The 14,650-nt window shown below is 52.2% G+C and carries 12 protein-coding genes; 6 read left to right on the forward strand and 6 right to left on the reverse strand.

Annotated elements, in window-relative coordinates; genetic code table 11:
• Nucleotides 1-410 precede the first annotated feature (410 nt).
• Together ACN0YH_RS27185 and rpiB are read left to right on the forward strand one after the other, a co-directional pair.
• On the forward strand, nucleotides 411-1,670 hold the full coding sequence (locus ACN0YH_RS27185; protein WP_417382753.1) for a PQQ-binding-like beta-propeller repeat protein: 1,260 nt from the start codon (nucleotides 411-413) through the stop codon (nucleotides 1,668-1,670).
• Nucleotides 1,671-1,821: 151 nt separating this feature from the next.
• Entirely contained in the window at nucleotides 1,822-2,283 is a 462-nt protein-coding gene (rpiB, locus tag ACN0YH_RS27190) for a ribose 5-phosphate isomerase B (protein WP_417382754.1), read from the forward strand.
• Nucleotides 2,284-2,304: 21 nt separating this feature from the next.
• Here rpiB and ACN0YH_RS27195 read toward each other — a convergent pair whose 3' ends face one another.
• The 3 genes from ACN0YH_RS27195 to ACN0YH_RS27205 all read right to left on the reverse strand — a co-directional run bounded on the left by ACN0YH_RS27195 (nucleotide 2,305) and on the right by ACN0YH_RS27205 (nucleotide 5,888).
• Nucleotides 2,305-2,775, reverse strand: a complete 471-nt coding sequence (locus ACN0YH_RS27195) for a carboxypeptidase-like regulatory domain-containing protein (RefSeq protein ID WP_417382755.1) — start codon at nucleotides 2,773-2,775, stop codon at nucleotides 2,305-2,307.
• A gap of 98 nt (nucleotides 2,776-2,873) precedes the next feature.
• Nucleotides 2,874-3,818, reverse strand: coding sequence for a DUF1559 domain-containing protein (locus tag ACN0YH_RS27200; protein ID WP_417382756.1), 945 nt, complete (start codon nucleotides 3,816-3,818; stop codon nucleotides 2,874-2,876).
• Between the two features lie 540 nt (nucleotides 3,819-4,358).
• Nucleotides 4,359-5,888 (reverse strand): N,N-dimethylformamidase beta subunit family domain-containing protein, encoded by a 1,530-nt coding sequence (locus ACN0YH_RS27205; RefSeq protein ID WP_417382757.1) that lies wholly within the window; start codon nucleotides 5,886-5,888, stop codon nucleotides 4,359-4,361.
• A 228-nt stretch (nucleotides 5,889-6,116) separates the two neighbouring features.
• Here ACN0YH_RS27205 and ACN0YH_RS27210 point away from each other — a divergent pair, with 228 nt between their 5' ends.
• The 4 genes from ACN0YH_RS27210 (at nucleotide 6,117) to ACN0YH_RS27225 (ending at nucleotide 11,009) form a co-directional block, all read left to right on the forward strand.
• Complete coding sequence (locus ACN0YH_RS27210) at nucleotides 6,117-7,394, forward strand: M20 metallopeptidase family protein (protein WP_417382758.1); 1,278 nt, start codon at nucleotides 6,117-6,119, stop codon at nucleotides 7,392-7,394.
• Between the two features lie 4 nt (nucleotides 7,395-7,398).
• Nucleotides 7,399-8,514, forward strand: a complete 1,116-nt coding sequence (locus ACN0YH_RS27215) for a carboxylate-amine ligase (RefSeq protein ID WP_417382759.1) — start codon at nucleotides 7,399-7,401, stop codon at nucleotides 8,512-8,514.
• A gap of 89 nt (nucleotides 8,515-8,603) precedes the next feature.
• Nucleotides 8,604-9,980: an excinuclease ABC subunit UvrC gene (locus tag ACN0YH_RS27220; RefSeq protein ID WP_417382760.1), complete on the forward strand. Its 1,377-nt coding sequence runs from the start codon at nucleotides 8,604-8,606 to the stop codon at nucleotides 9,978-9,980.
• 645 nt (nucleotides 9,981-10,625) lie between these two features.
• Complete coding sequence (locus ACN0YH_RS27225; protein WP_417382761.1) at nucleotides 10,626-11,009, forward strand: hypothetical protein; 384 nt, start codon at nucleotides 10,626-10,628, stop codon at nucleotides 11,007-11,009.
• Nucleotides 11,010-11,142: 133 nt separating this feature from the next.
• On the opposite strand, the gene ACN0YH_RS27230 is transcribed toward ACN0YH_RS27225, so the two are convergent.
• From ACN0YH_RS27230 to ACN0YH_RS27240, 3 genes are all read right to left on the reverse strand, one after another.
• Nucleotides 11,143-11,592 (reverse strand): hypothetical protein, encoded by a 450-nt coding sequence (locus ACN0YH_RS27230; RefSeq protein WP_417382762.1) that lies wholly within the window; start codon nucleotides 11,590-11,592, stop codon nucleotides 11,143-11,145.
• Nucleotides 11,593-11,678: 86 nt separating this feature from the next.
• Nucleotides 11,679-12,668 (reverse strand): DMT family transporter, encoded by a 990-nt coding sequence (locus ACN0YH_RS27235; protein ID WP_417382763.1) that lies wholly within the window; start codon nucleotides 12,666-12,668, stop codon nucleotides 11,679-11,681.
• Between the two features lie 103 nt (nucleotides 12,669-12,771).
• Nucleotides 12,772-14,343 carry a hypothetical protein gene (locus ACN0YH_RS27240; protein WP_417382764.1) on the reverse strand — a complete coding sequence of 524 codons (1,572 nt, stop codon included), beginning with the start codon at nucleotides 14,341-14,343 and terminating at the stop codon, nucleotides 12,772-12,774.
• Between the last annotated feature and the right edge of the window lie 307 nt (nucleotides 14,344-14,650).

Consider the following 14,650-nt stretch of genomic DNA (forward strand, 5'->3'; position numbering starts at 1 on the left):
GCGCTACAGATTGGCTCAATAAATTTAGTTACCTGAATACATCCCTTCCACAATTCTCGAAAGAATCACTTCCAGAACATATCGGCTTCCACTCTTAAAATTTGGGGCCACCAACCATTTTGTCAAAGATCATGATCTAAATCCAATGGGCGAACGATTTACGCACACCAGAAGTGAATCAGGTTCGTTAATCATAGCCGTCCCTCCCAGAGAGTCAATGAACTACGTTACGAAAAATTTGAATTCCCGGTTAAATCTTTTTCCGGCAGTAAATATCTTATGATACAGGCTATTGAGAGAGCCCGCATAACTTGTCAGACTCTGTATATTGTGACAAAATTAACCGATCAATCAAAGCGCCGTTGCACACTAGTACAGATCCACTACCTCATTCAGGAGGGCCTGCTGACGTGAGAGCTTCTACTTTAATCTACCTCTGCGTGCTGTCTGTTGTTACTTCCCTGTCGCCTCAAACAGTGAGTGCGGAGGAGTGGTTCGAGTTTCGTGGCCCGACCGGCCAGGGACATTCCGGCGAAAAAGCATTGCCCGTGCAATGGAGCCCGACCGAACATGTATTATGGAATACCGCGATCCCCGGCGTTGGCTGGTCTTCGCCGATCGTGGTCGGCGAGAAAGTCTATGTGACCACTGCCGTCCCGAAAAAAGGAGAAACCGATCCCGAGCAGTCACTGAGACTGGTCTGCCTGAACCTGGAAACAGGCAAGATACTCTGGAACAAAGAACTCTTTCAGGAAACCAAAGAGACCGCACAGCGGATCCACAAAAAGAACAGCCACGCCAGCCCGACTCCGATTTCGGATGGTAAAGTGATCTACGTGCATTTCGGCACACATGGTACGGCCTGCCTGACACTGGACGGCGAGGTCATCTGGAAAACCAACGAACTCGAATACGAAATGCAGCACGGAAATGGTGGTTCGCCGATTATCGTTGATGACAAGCTGGTCATCATCTGCGATGGCAAAGGGGCCAATTTCATCGTTGCCCTCGACCGCAATACCGGCAAGATCGCCTGGAAAGTGGATCGTAATGTAGAAGGCCGCAAGAAGTTTTCCTTTGGCACACCATTGCTGATTACCGTAAACGGCGAAAAACAGATCGTCGCTCCGGGCACTGATGTGATTTCCGGACATTCCCCTAAAGACGGGAAAGAGATCTGGCATTTGAATTATGACGGCTATTCCGTGATCCCCCGACCCGTTTACAGTCATGGCCTGATATTTGTAACGACCAGCTATGACCGTCCGACCCTGCTGGCGATTCGCCCTGATGGCACGGGTGATGTCACCGAGACCCATCTGGCCTGGTCAAACAAAACCCAAATCCCCCATACGCCGTCTCTGCTGGTTGTGGGAGACGAACTGTTTACTATCAGCGACAAAGGGATCGCCCAGTGCTTTGATGCGAAAACCGGTGCGTTGAACTGGAAAGAACGCGTGGGTGGTAACTTCTCTGCCTCACCACTGCATGCTAATGGCAAAATCTATTTCCAGAGCGAAGAAGGTGAGACCACAGTGATTGCCGCTGGCAAAGACTACAAAGAAATCAGCCGTAATCATTTGAAAGAGCCGACACTGGCTTCGTATGCTGTCGCCGGGGATACGCTGTTGATTCGAACCAAAACACAGCTTTACCGGATTGGCAAATAGCCATTTCACTACCACTATAACCCATTTTCGATTCCCGCAATCTTTCAGTCAGAATTGACACAGCGGGCGTGCCAGGACTTTTCTGCTTCGCCCGTTGCGTCTGCTGTCAGAATGCCACAATCAGGATTACCAACTCTAGAATCTCGAACGAATGACATCTCCATCTTCATCAGAAACGCCCGTTAAAAGTATTGTTATCGCCTCCGATCATGCCGGCTACCGGTACAAACGCCGGATCATTGAGTATCTGACGAAAGCGGGATACCAGGTCGAAGATATGGGCACCGATTCGACAGAATCAGTCGACTATCCCGACTTTATCATGCCGGCGGCCCGGGCAGTTGCGGAAGGAAAGTTCGAGCGAGGCATTGTTCTGGGCGGATCCGGTAATGGAGAAGCGATCGCCGCGAATCGCATCAAAGGCGTACGCTGTGCGGTCTGCTGGAACGAGAAATCGGCGCGTCTGGCCAGCATGCACAACAACGCCAACATGATCTCACTGGGGGAACGCATGGTTTCGCTGCACGATGTCTACGAGATCATTGACATCTGGCTCAGCACCCCCTTTGAAGGGGGTCGCCACTCAAGACGCATCGAAAAGCTGGATCAATAGACGACCACTCCCCCCAATCGCTTAAGGCTTGCTTTTCAAGTCAAAGTTGAAGCTGGTGTGATCCGCGTCGACGGTGGCTGTCAGTGTTGATTTCTGATTGTACTGCTCCGGAACTTTCTGTCCGGAAGCTGCCGGTGATTTCTCTGCGCCTTCCGTTTCAGTTTCCCCTTCCGGCGTTTCGGAATCGGTGACAAATTTAATACGCACGGTCTTCTGTCCGGTCAGGCAACCTGATTTTTCGGTATTGAACATCAACGTATAGTGACCACTGGCATCGGTCACTCCCGAAGAGAATGTTCTATCAGGTGCTTCAAAAGCAACTGTCGCGCCGGAAAGAGGCTGACCATCAAGCGTCACCGTGCCGGAAACCTCAACCAGATCGAGTTGGCTGTAATCAGCGTTAATCGAGCCGCCACAACCTGCGGACAACAAAAGAGTGGAGAGAAAACATAAGGAAAGCGATTGACGACACACAAACGTAAGCATTTTCATAACAACACCTTATACGCATTCAACAATCATAGATTCTGGCGGCCGTACCTGCGATCTGTCAGCAAAGGTCACAGCTTTCAGATGCTTGATGCAGACCATTAATTCGAGGTCACTTCTCGACCGTAGCGGGTAGACAATGCTTTGTAGACGGTTTGATCAATGTTCTCTGAGACAAAATGTACCGAGCCATCTGCGTACGCCATATGGCCTCCCGCTGAATGCCAGCTGCCAAATGAGAGTTCCATGAGATGGCCACTGACGGAAGGGTCAGTCCGCCGGGCATTCATTCGAGGATAAGTGGTACCAACGAACTCAGAGAATTCACTGCCGCCCGTACCGTTATTACAGCCACAGGGGTCGGTCTGCGGAGAACCAATATTCCAGTGATCCATTGATTGTCCGTCTTTACCGAAATCGAGGTCGGTCTGTGTTTCTCCCAGGAGAAATGTATTCGATGTGCCGTCCTTGATATCACGAAAACTCACACTGCTGCAGGCATAGAAAATCCCATCCTGAATCACTTCTTCCAGTGATTTCGTACCGGAAATTTTAGTCGACGCGTCGTCAGAACTGGACTCTGAACCAGAGTTACCCAGATAGGTTCCGGGCGCACGCTGGGGAATATTATTGAAATTGTAATGTTTTTGCAGCGGCGCACTGGGGCAGTTGAACACAGGCAAAAAAGTACTCGCAGCATCAGTATTGGCAGAGCCAGAGTCCCAGTTGCCGTCTCCCGATTCGTGGAAGATCAGCGTATCGTAGAGATTCCCCTGCTCGATCGCCGGCAGAATCATGGCACTCCAGGCTGCGCCCCGCTGATCCCAGCCAAAGGGGAGCAGTCCATGCGTGTCATGGTAGTTATGCAGGCCGATGGCCAACTGCTTGAGATTGTTTTTGCAGGTGGAACGGCGAGCTGCTTCACGCGCCTGCTGGACGGCGGGCAGTAACAGGGCAATCAGAATTGCGATAATCGCGATCACGACCAGCAGTTCAATCAGAGTAAATCCGGAACGTCTCCGGTGGGGGATGTTTGTGAACAACATCTGAGATCCTCATAAGTAAAAGGGAGGGATAATCAATCGCAGTCTTACCTCAGGACATTCACCTGAAAAAATCGGGGCAGGTACTCGCTCTGTTACATGACAATGCGCCGGCATCGTCTGTTTAACACAAGCATATCGCGAGCTGGAAAGAGTCCGTCAGAAAACAAAACACTTTATACCCGCCGGATTCGAAGCTTTGATGAAGTCGATATAAATAACTGCAGTGGGCAAGCAGATTTTGTTGAAAAATATTTTCAGCGGACGAGCGCAGCAATCAGCGTGTGATTTTTAATTCCACTGAAATAATGCAACTGTAATTCGGTGAAATCAGATCAGCGGCTATCTCTCCTGAGAGGCTCACCCAGGAAATCTGTAGAATATAATTTCAGATTTTTTCCACCAATTGCGAAGTTTTGATGTGTTTCCGTTGAAGATCGGAAGGAGAACCGGCTGGATTGCGTATGGAAACTCTATTCCCTGAAAACGACACCGCCTCCTGATTCAGGAGGCGGTGTTTCCGGGTTTCCATGTGTCGCCTGTTCAGGAAGTAGCGCGACGCATGATGTTGTGTGTGATCTGCTGAACGCGTTCATCGGGTCCATGTGGTCGGGACCAGTGAGACCACGGCAGCATATGTCCCGGCGGACTGGAGAGATCCTGACACCAGAAGATCGTGGAGGCATTGAACACAAAGTTATTTTTTGGTCCGGGATAAATGGTAGCCGTCCACTGCTGCGGATTGACGCCTCCCTGCAGCGCGGTCCCTTTCGCGACGACTTCCAGACCGGGGATGTCGGCTGGTGGGTCGCCGTGATATTCCCAGCCGATCAGACCGGGAATCGCGTCCCCTTTTTTCATGCCGGTGTTTTCAAAGATCCAGTGCTCTGGCAGTTCACAAACCCAGTCACCACCACCGTTTACAGGATCGACGTTTCGTGCCCCCATCAGATAACCTTCATCAGGCCCCCGGTGAGGAAACGGCCCGTTATCCCGCTCACGGTCTTCCGCGTATTTATATTTTCCGCCATACGGTCCGCCGCGAAACATGATGCGATTCGGGCGTCCGTCCGAACTGGCCGTCATGGGAGTCACCCAGCAGACTGAGTTCCCTGAGAAGAAGAGCAGGTTCACACCCGCGTCGCGCATTTTCACGGCTGATTCATACTGCCTGATATCCCAGTATTCATCGTGACCGACCGAGAGAAACGATTTACATTTCAGGCCATGCTCGGGAGTCACCATGTCACTGTTGGAACAGTAGGTCACATCGTAGCCATGTTTTTCGAGCCAGTAAGCAAACGGAAATTCAAAGCAGAGCCATTCTCCCGAACCGACGGACTGCGGGTTTTCATAAATTTGCGCATACTTGGCATAAGGTCGATCAAAGCTGACGTCGGCCCACGGCCCCTGGGTTCCCTTGGGATCGGTGTAGACCGAATAGTTATTGGGCCACCTGTTGTAAGCCTGCCAGGTATTATCCGAACATTGGAACAGGATATCCGCGGGGCGATCATCTTTCACGATGAACACGACATAGCTCTGCCAGTAACCGTAGCCGGTCTTATCTTTCAACGTCGAGAGTCGACCCAGGTAGACACCACTGGGCCAGTCATCGGGAATCGTCAACGTCACCGCGGCATCCCAGTGGCATTCATGCAGATTCTTGTGCCCCGGTTGAGGTACAGGCTGCGGTTTGCCCTGGAATGGTCCCAGTGTTTTCATCAGCCGCGCACCGCGACCGTCGTAATAGCCGGTGCGAAAGACTTCAATCGTGAATTCCTGTGCGGGGCGTGTAGAGACCATGATGTCGATTGTTTCGCCCGCTGCGACACTTTGTCGGGAACAGTAGCCTTCAATTTTAGGAGAGCGAAAGCCATCGCGTTTATCCAACTGGATGCGAGTCAACTGCCAGTCGCTGGATCCCTCTTTCAGATTCTCACGCTTGATTAAATCGGGATCTGCTTTCTTGGCGGAGGCCTCACCCTGGGATAAACTACCCGCCAGCGATGCCAGTGAAGTCGCGACAGCACCTTTTAATAGATTTCGACGTTCCTGATTGGGTTCCTGCATGGGGTCGGTTCCTGTTCTCAATCTGCTTTGTGAATTCGGTGGGGATGATCCGGGATGCTGTTCAATTATTTTTTCCTGAACTCCATTGTTTACCGCTTATACCTTTATGATAACCTTAACTTCATTAAAATAAGAATTATAAATAAAGAGTTTTTTATATCAGTCTCTGATTTTTATGGCTGTCGCGCAGACGGTCTGGATTCATCAGGGCAGACCCCGGAGTACTCAGTGGCATCTTTCTCGCTCGATCAGACCGACATCAGAGCCTTCTATCAGGCGCTGGCTAAACAACTGGAACAGGAACTCAGCGAACTTGAGCCGACGATCATCGATATTCGTCGCACACTGCATAAAAACCCTGAGATCAGCGGCGAGGAAAAACAGACCTCCCAGCTGATCTGCAACACACTCGAATCAATTGGCCTCGCGCCAAAATTGATGAAAAACGGCGTGGGCGTAATTGCCGACATGACAATCGGAACCCCTTCCCCCGATGCCCCGCTGATTGGCATCCGCGCAGATATTGACGCTCTGCGTATCACCGATCTGAAAGAAGTCGAATACTGCTCGCATAATCCGGGTGTCGGCCATCTGTGTGGGCACGATGCCCATACTTCGATTGCCCTGGGCGCAGCGCTGAGCCTCAGCCGCTGTTCCGAGCTGTTTGAGAAAGAGTGGCCCGGCCAGGGACTTCGACTGCGATTCATTTTTCAACCCGCAGAAGAAATCTGCCTGGGAGCCCGCTGGATGGTGGAACAGGGCGCCATCGATGACGTGAGTGCGATGATCGGACTGCATATGGATCCGGAAATCCCCGCAGGTACTGCGAACATCCGCTATGGTGTGATGACGGCCTTCTGCGATGAAGTGCACTTTGAAATTCATGGCATGGGTGCGCACGCCGCGCGACCTCATCATGGAAATGATCCGATTACGACGGCCGCCCAGTTGATCTCCAGCCTGTATCAGAACCTGCCTCGCTCGATTGATTCCCGGACCCCTGCTGTCTTTACCATCGGACAGATCGCCTCTGGACTGGCTCCCAACGTAATCCCTGAAATTGCCCATCTGAAAGGCTCGCTGCGTTCCACGAACGACAAGGCCCGCGATGTACTGCATCAGCGGATAGAAGACATCGGAGCCGGCATTGCCCGCAGCACCGGAACCCGTATTGAGGTCCGGTTTCAATCTCCCCTGCCCGCTGTCGTTAACGACTATAACATTTCAGCCGCCCTGGAACAGGCATCGAAAGATGTGCTGGGCGTGCAGCAGGTCGGCCTGATTGACCTGCCCAGCATGGGTGGGGAAGACTTTTCGATTTACCTGCAGCAGCTCCCCGGCTCAATGCTGCGGCTGGGCTGTGCCCGCCCAGATGTGAAAGCGGTATTTTTGCATTCCCCGTATTTCGATATCGACGAACGGGCGCTGATCATGGGCAGTCGCATCATGCTGCAGACCGCACTGCTCCTTTCATTGAACCCCAGGCTCATCCAAAAAGGGAATTAAACCGATGGGAACCATCTCCTTTGCCAGAAACGATTACCCGACTCTGGGTGTAGAACTGGAATTGCAACTCGTCGATGCAGAGACCTATGCGCTCTCGAACTCGATTACCGAACTGCTGGCGGGACTGCCGGCAGAGACCGCGAAATATGTCAAGCCGGAACTGATGCAGAGTTACCTGGAAATCAATACCGACGTCTGTCGCACGGTGGGAGATGTACGCCAGGATCTGACCGGCAAGCTCAAAGACGTCACCGCCACCGCCGACAATCTGGGGCTGAAACTGTTCTGGGCCGCCACGCATCCGTTCTCTTCCTGGCGGGATCAGAAAATCACGGTGAATGATCGCTACTACGAACTCGTCGACCTGATGCAGGACGTCGCCCGCCGCCTGGTTACGTTCGGCCTGCACATCCACGTGGGCGTTGATTCCGGCGACAAAGCTGTCATGGTGTGCGACCGCATGCTGCGGTATCTGCCGCTGCTGCTCTCGCTCTCTTCGAACTCCCCCTTCTGGGAAGGTCGCAATACGGGTCTGCATTCGAACCGCTCGAAAATCATGGAAGGCCTGCCGACCGCCGGTCTGCCCCCCACGATGCGTAACTGGAGCGAATATACGTGGCTCATTAATCACCTGATCAGCACCGGCTTCATTAATACGATCCGGGAAATCTGGTGGGACATCCGCCCGCATCATAATTTCGGCACTGTGGAAATTCGTGTCTGTGATATGCCGGCCAACCTGGAGCAGGTCCTCTCCCTCACCGCGTTCGTGCAGTGCATGGTGAAATGCATTTCCGATGAAATTGACGAAGGTGCCTACCAGTTACAGCATCATCCGATGATGGTGCAGCAGAACAAATGGCGGGCAACCCGTTATGGCATCGATGCCAGCCTGGTCAACAGCGAGAATTACAAACTGTTTTCCGTAATTGATACGACGAAGCAGTTGTTGAACCTGGTTTCGCCGATGTCGGAACGTCTGGAGTGTACGGACGAATTAGACCGCATCTGTGATCTGGTACATAAATCCGGCGCCAAGCGGCAGTTGGAGATCATGGAAGCGACCGGCGACCGCCGCGAAGTCGTCAAACAGATGATCGAAGAAAATAGCCTCTTCTGAAACCGGGTCTCCCCTTCTATAATAAAAAAATCCCTGCATGTTTAACCAGCACTTAACCCGGCTCTAAACGCCGACAGGAATTGGATTCCGTGTCTGATACGGACAATCTTCCCGACAGTGAACCACCCGAAGCGGAGCCAACTGCTCCCGCGCCGGAAGAGACTGCGCAGACACCACAGGAAAAAGTCCGCCAGTTTCCCACCACGCCCGGCGTCTATCTGATGAAAGACGCGCAGGCCCGTGTGATCTACGTGGGGAAAGCCGTCAATCTGAAAAGTCGCGCGTCCAGTTATTTCAACCAGGCTGCAGCCGTCGAGCGTCGTACCGCGGAACTGGTCACCGAAATCGCCGACATCGATTACCTGGAAACGGAAACCGAAGTCGACGCCCTGCTCCTCGAAGCACGCCTCATTAAGGACATCCGCCCGCGGTTCAACTCCGAACTCAAAGACGACAAGACCTTTCCTTACCTGGAAATCACGACGCGCGAAGATTTCCCCCGCGTCGAATTCACCCGCAAACCACAGAGCAAAGGGACCAAACTGTACGGCCCCTTCACGAATGCCAAACAGCTGCGGGGCACGATTACCGTGCTGCAGAAGATCTTCCGCTTCCGCAACTGTTCGCTGGACATCGAAGAGGGGGACGAAAAGTGGCGCTGGTTCCGACCCTGTCTATTACACAGCATCAACCAGTGCACGGCTCCCTGCAACTTGCGGATCAGTAAAGAAGACTACCGAAAAGACATCAACAAACTCAAACTGTTTCTCGACGGCAAAAAAGACCGGCTGCTCAACGAGATGAGAAAAGAGATGCTGGCCGCCTCGGAAGCCAAACTCTACGAAAAGGCAGCCCGACTGCGGGATGAAATTCAACTGCTCGAAAGCATCAAACTTCGCGGCAACCTGGAAGACCACGCACAACCCGAAGTCTTTTACATCGATCCGAAAAAGGGCATGCAGGGGCTGAAGAAAGTTTTCGGGCTGCCCGAGTTGCCCCGCCGCATCGAAGGGGTTGATATCGCACATCTGCAGGGGGGCGAAACCGTCGCCAGCCTGGTGCAGTTCATCGACGGCCTCCCGTTCAAGCATGGTTACAAGCGATTCAAAATCCGCACGGTCAAAGGCATCGATGATTTTGCCTCGATCCGCGAAGTCGTCAGTCGGCGGATTCGGCGACTGCACCAGGAGGGAGAAACATTCCCCGACATCCTGCTGATCGACGGCGGTAAAGGTCAGCTCAATGCCGCGATGACGGCAATGCGCGAACTGGGCGTCGAGCCCCCCTTCACGATCTCCCTGGCCAAACGCGAAGAAGAAGTTTACGTCCCCGGCGAAACCGAACCCCGCCGCTTAAGCCGCCACTCGTACGGCTTAAGACTCCTGCAATACGTCCGCGACGAATCCCACCGGTTCGCCCAGCATTATCATCACCTGCTGCGGAAGAAATCGCACTTTGATGAGTAGTGGATTGGCAACAATCCCGTCATTAATACGATTCTCTTATTACCATCAAGCATTATTTAAATCTGATGTTTTGAACTACCCCAGCCAAAACACTTGTACACACACCAGCCTCGACAGTACACTACAATTACATCAGACCAAAAAGAAACTCACGGTAGAGGATTCTCCTCTCCAAAAATAAAGTTGGTTAACTTCAGATTCCTTACCAGGAGTTCCTCGGGAGAGGTTACAATGGAGGCGTTAGATGGGCCTTAATGAACTGGGAAGTGTTGCCTCAGTACTCTCACTTGTGATAACAATATTTGTGTTCTGGGGTGTCAACGACGTAAAAAATTATTATGTGAGGCATATAATGTTGCCTCCCCTGATCAGAAAGCTCAGAGCCCAAATTCGAAACATCGAAAATTCTGTTCTAAATAAACGAGTGGAAGAGCTACAGGCATCGATTGAACATTGTGATGTATTACTGGAACGACTCTACAAGCATACTGACAATATCTTAAAAAAGAGAATCAAAGAAAATCGCGATTCAATAAACACATTCCTGAGTAATAAAGATCAATATCAGCTTGATAACTGCCGGAAACTCGTCTCAAACATTAATGCAACAATTGAATCAACCAAGGTTTTTCAAGGTGAGGACCAATGGTCTACGAACACATAGACGATTACGAAAAATGGCTCAAGTTTGTCGACAAACTTATCGATGACACTCGCTCCGGTAAGCTTGAGTGGCATGTAATCGAGGATCCGGGGGATCGTTCTAATGAAATAATCAGCCCTGTTTTTATCACAGAAATTGTCGGCGACAGGTTTATAGCTATTTACCGATATAAGTATCCTTATTACGTAGGACCAGAAGAATACGAGCTTCGCGAAGAAGTAAATATAGAGCTGGTCGATGCACTTGGTAGAAAGCAATGGCTACTACCACAAGTTAGACCACGGTTTGAATTACTTGATCTAATCAGTTACAAGCTGGCCGGGGCAGATGCGACACTTGAAGAATTCTTGAACGATAAATTATAAAAGTCATCGACTCAGGAAAACTGAGGCCAAACGATTTCATGTTCTATCAGGAAGTACTCTTTTGAATTTCCCCTGATATTGAAGACATGCATCAAATTGATTCTATCCGCTCAATATGGTGCCTTCACCAAACTTACTCCTTCACTTCTTCCGCGGTTTTGTCGTAGGCTTCCTTCAGATTTCCCCAGGCGATATCCAGGTCTTTCTTCAGGCCTTCCCAGGCGTCGGCGGAGGACTCGTTGAATTCTTTGACTTTTTCTGACACCTTGCCGCGCTTCGATTTCAGGTCTTCCAGCTGCTCATTCCATTTTACTTTGGCGTCGTCTTTGAGTTTCGCGCCCTTTGTCTCCAGCTCGGCAATTTTCCCATCCAGGTCTTTCAGTTGCTGGTCGATCTGTTTGGCATATTCATCGCGTTTCTGCTTTGTGAACTCCTTGGCAGAGTCCATTGCCTCGCCGACTTTCTGTTTCACATCGTCGCCCGTCACCTGCGTTTCACCGGGCACAGGCGGCGGGGAACTCTCATTCGCGCAGGCAACCAGAAACAGACTCAGACTGAAACAACAGGGAGTGAAATAGCGCATGGCGTTCTCCTATGGATTTAGATGGATTATTCGTCACTGAAAAAAGACTCGGCATCTACCAGTATGGCAGCCTTCTCTTTTTCACGTCAACTGCTGATTGGTCTGTCTGGAGTATTTTCATCTGGCTGCGTTGCCGGCGCACCACGTTTGGCCAGAAACACACCGACCAGGATGACGCCAATCGCGCCGATCTGCCAGGCGTCAAGCAATTCATGCAGAACCAGCCAACCCAGAATGGCGGTCGCGACCGGCTGTACTAACAATACGGATGCCGAGGCTGCTGAGGAGACCCGCGCGACCGCCCACCCCAGTGCCGAGTGGCCGAAAACCTGTGCCACGAGAGACATACCGACCAACGACCACCAGCCGGTCGCGTTGCCGGGTAGATAGGGTTCTCCCAACAATGCGGGGAGTGGCAATAACAAAACCGCCGCCACGCTCGCAGCCATGGCGATGACCTCAGCTGGTTTGTAACTGCGACTCAATCGGGCGATCTGCAACAGGTACGCTGCGTAGGCAACCGCGCCGATCAGCGCGATCAGGTCACCTGTGACATTGCCTCCCACCATCGTAATGGGCCCTGGTTCGGCAATCAGCAATCCGACGACGCCGACAATCGCGATGCAGGTTCCCGCAAAGAACAGCCAGCGCGGCCGCTGACCGAACAGGACCCATGCAGCGAGTCCTACCATGGGTGCCTGCATGTTGGTCATAATTGTGGCTGCCGCCGCCGTGGTATAGAGCATGGCTGTGAACCAGGCGCCCATGACCAGTGCCAGCGCCGCTCCCGGTCCTCCGATATACAACCACCTCGCAAAAGTCTTCGGCCAGACAAACGGCGTCTGCTCCTGACTGCGGCGGCGTCCTGCTACTGCCAATACAATCAACAAAGGAGCCGCGATTGCAAATCGCCAGAACGCTGTTCCAAAAGGCCCCATCCCCGCTTGACGCATCGCAACCGATGCCAGGATCGGCCCGGTAGCCATCAAGCAGGCACTCCCCGCCAGTACGACGACCGCCAGCCGATCATGTCCGATAGCCGGTTTCGATTCCAGAGGGTCTGGCTGGCTATTCAAAATATCACCGCAGTGCAGATTGACGTAGTAATGATCACACTCCAAAGTCTGTTTGATTTCCTGTAACTCACAACGAGTCTCAATTATCGGTTCCTGGAACCTTTTATTTTCGCGTTGAGTTTTGCAGTGTTCCGTTCAGCTTGCCGAAGATGCCGTTGCCCCAGGTGAGGGTGGCATCCTGCAGACGTTTGATGTCATCCGTGGAAAAGGGAGTCGAACCGAGTTCCTGTCCGTCCTGGCGGATGACGAGTCGCTGAGGTTCGATCACGAATTCCAGTTGGATCGGCTTGTCTTGCCATTTGATTTGTGCGGCCAGATTGCCGGGCATTTTGAAATCGAGTACGGTACCGTATTCACGTCGTTGGTCGTCTGTGAGGAATGTGTATTTCTCCAACCAGGGATACGTGCCTTTGGTCGATGTGGAAACCATCAGGGAATCGCCGAGCGGAACCAGGCCGGTGACGCGTTGCCCCCAATGATTGAGCACCAGATTATGGGCTTTTGCTTCCTCTTCGTAGGGATGCACGGTTCGCTTGTGGGCGACGGGATGAGAGAACATCCGCCCGTGCGAGTGCCAGCGGTTTTCATCTTCGTTGTACCGCCACAATTCGCCCCACGGCCAGACGCCTGCAAACAGGTCCCCCCGGTAGATCGCCAGTGTTTGCGCTTCGCGCGCACTGGGTGAGACTTCGGGCAGTCGAGGCGGCCAGCCATGCAGTTGTTTGATTTCAGTTCCCCCCCGATATTCGAAGAGTTCCCCCGATGGATACTGCGCCAGCAGCAGGCGATCACGGAAGTTCAACATCGAATAAACCTGGTAGCTGTACTTCTTGCTTGCCTCTTTCACCGTGCGCCATTGTTTGCCGTCAAAGGCGTAAACGCCGCCATAGTTTGAAACCGTCAGCAGTTCCTTTTGAAACTGTCCCCAGGCAAACGGCGTCGCGCCGACATACTTGCATTCGATGCTGATCGCTTTGGTCAAATCGACGGGCGTCTGATCCGCGGGAGTCCAGGGACAGGCCATCACGCGGGTGAAGCCCCCCTGCTCCGATCGATTACCATAATAAAAACAGAGGAAACCGTTCGCGTAATAAAAGTTGTAGTAGCGGCCGACTTTGGGTGGAGATAGAATGACTCGATCATTGTAAGTCGCTGTGCTCGAACAGAACGTCAATAGTCCATCGCCGATCCGCATCTGACCATCGCCGCTGCGCAGTGGTCCCGTTTCCGGCGAATGGGGAGCCGACCAGTTTCCTACTTTGGGATTCCAGGTTCGCAGCGATTCGGTACGGTCACCACCCCAGGCCGAGATGGTCTGATTCAGGTCCATCAGATAGATGCCACAACCCAGGTCCGGATGAGGCAGCCGCTCCGTCTGATATTTCTGCGACTCGTGAGACGGTTTGACGTAAAACTGCAGCGTGTGTCGATCACTGCGAAAGCGGGTATTATAAACTTCCATGAAGCCGGCACCGGCGATGACAGCGCCATTTTTGTCACGGAGTTCAAACAGCGAACCGAAGTTCTGCCCGACATCCTGCCCCAGGTTGAGCTCCGTCGAAAAGGTCACCACAGGCTGATTGTCGCCTTCTGGTTCGTCTGCCTCGACATACGAAGTTGTGAGCCCCGTTAATACCAGGCAATATACAATCAACTGACGGCTGTGCTCTCTCATGTTAAATCCTCTCTCCAGGTAATTAAGTCGGTGAAGAATATGGTAAACCCCCATTAACTGTTTGCCAACCAGTCAGGCAAAAATCGATCTGAGCTGCAGTCTGCTACTGGCATACTTGAGCGTTTACTCGGTATGGTAGTTCGATGTCACAGGCTTTATAATCGGGGAACCTGAAACTCGTTAAGCAGATCTGCCCCTGAAGCAAAGTTGATGCCGGTATGACTGATCCTGATCTCCCAGTGGTTTCAAAATTTCAAAGAATACTGGACCGAGTTGTCTCCCGCGTTACCGCCTGTATTACGTGCTT

The organism is Gimesia sp., assembly GCF_048262075.1.
GTDB lineage: Bacteria > Planctomycetota > Planctomycetia > Planctomycetales > Planctomycetaceae > Gimesia.

Bases quoted from the DNA above. Each gene is read 5' to 3' on its own strand.
- rpiB (WP_417382754.1), top strand. From the start codon at position 1,822: ATGACATCTCCATCTTCATCAGAAACGCCCGTTAAAAGTATTGTTATC.
- ACN0YH_RS27195 (WP_417382755.1), bottom strand. From the start codon at position 2,775: ATGAAAATGCTTACGTTTGTGTGTCGTCAATCGCTTTCCTTATGTTTT.
- ACN0YH_RS27200 (WP_417382756.1), bottom strand. From the start codon at position 3,818: ATGTTGTTCACAAACATCCCCCACCGGAGACGTTCCGGATTTACTCTG.
- ACN0YH_RS27205 (WP_417382757.1), bottom strand. From the start codon at position 5,888: ATGCAGGAACCCAATCAGGAACGTCGAAATCTATTAAAAGGTGCTGTC.
- ACN0YH_RS27215 (WP_417382759.1), top strand. From the start codon at position 7,399: ATGGGAACCATCTCCTTTGCCAGAAACGATTACCCGACTCTGGGTGTA.
- ACN0YH_RS27225 (WP_417382761.1), top strand. From the start codon at position 10,626: ATGGTCTACGAACACATAGACGATTACGAAAAATGGCTCAAGTTTGTC.
- ACN0YH_RS27230 (WP_417382762.1), bottom strand. From the start codon at position 11,592: ATGCGCTATTTCACTCCCTGTTGTTTCAGTCTGAGTCTGTTTCTGGTT.
- ACN0YH_RS27240 (WP_417382764.1), bottom strand. From the start codon at position 14,343: ATGAGAGAGCACAGCCGTCAGTTGATTGTATATTGCCTGGTATTAACG.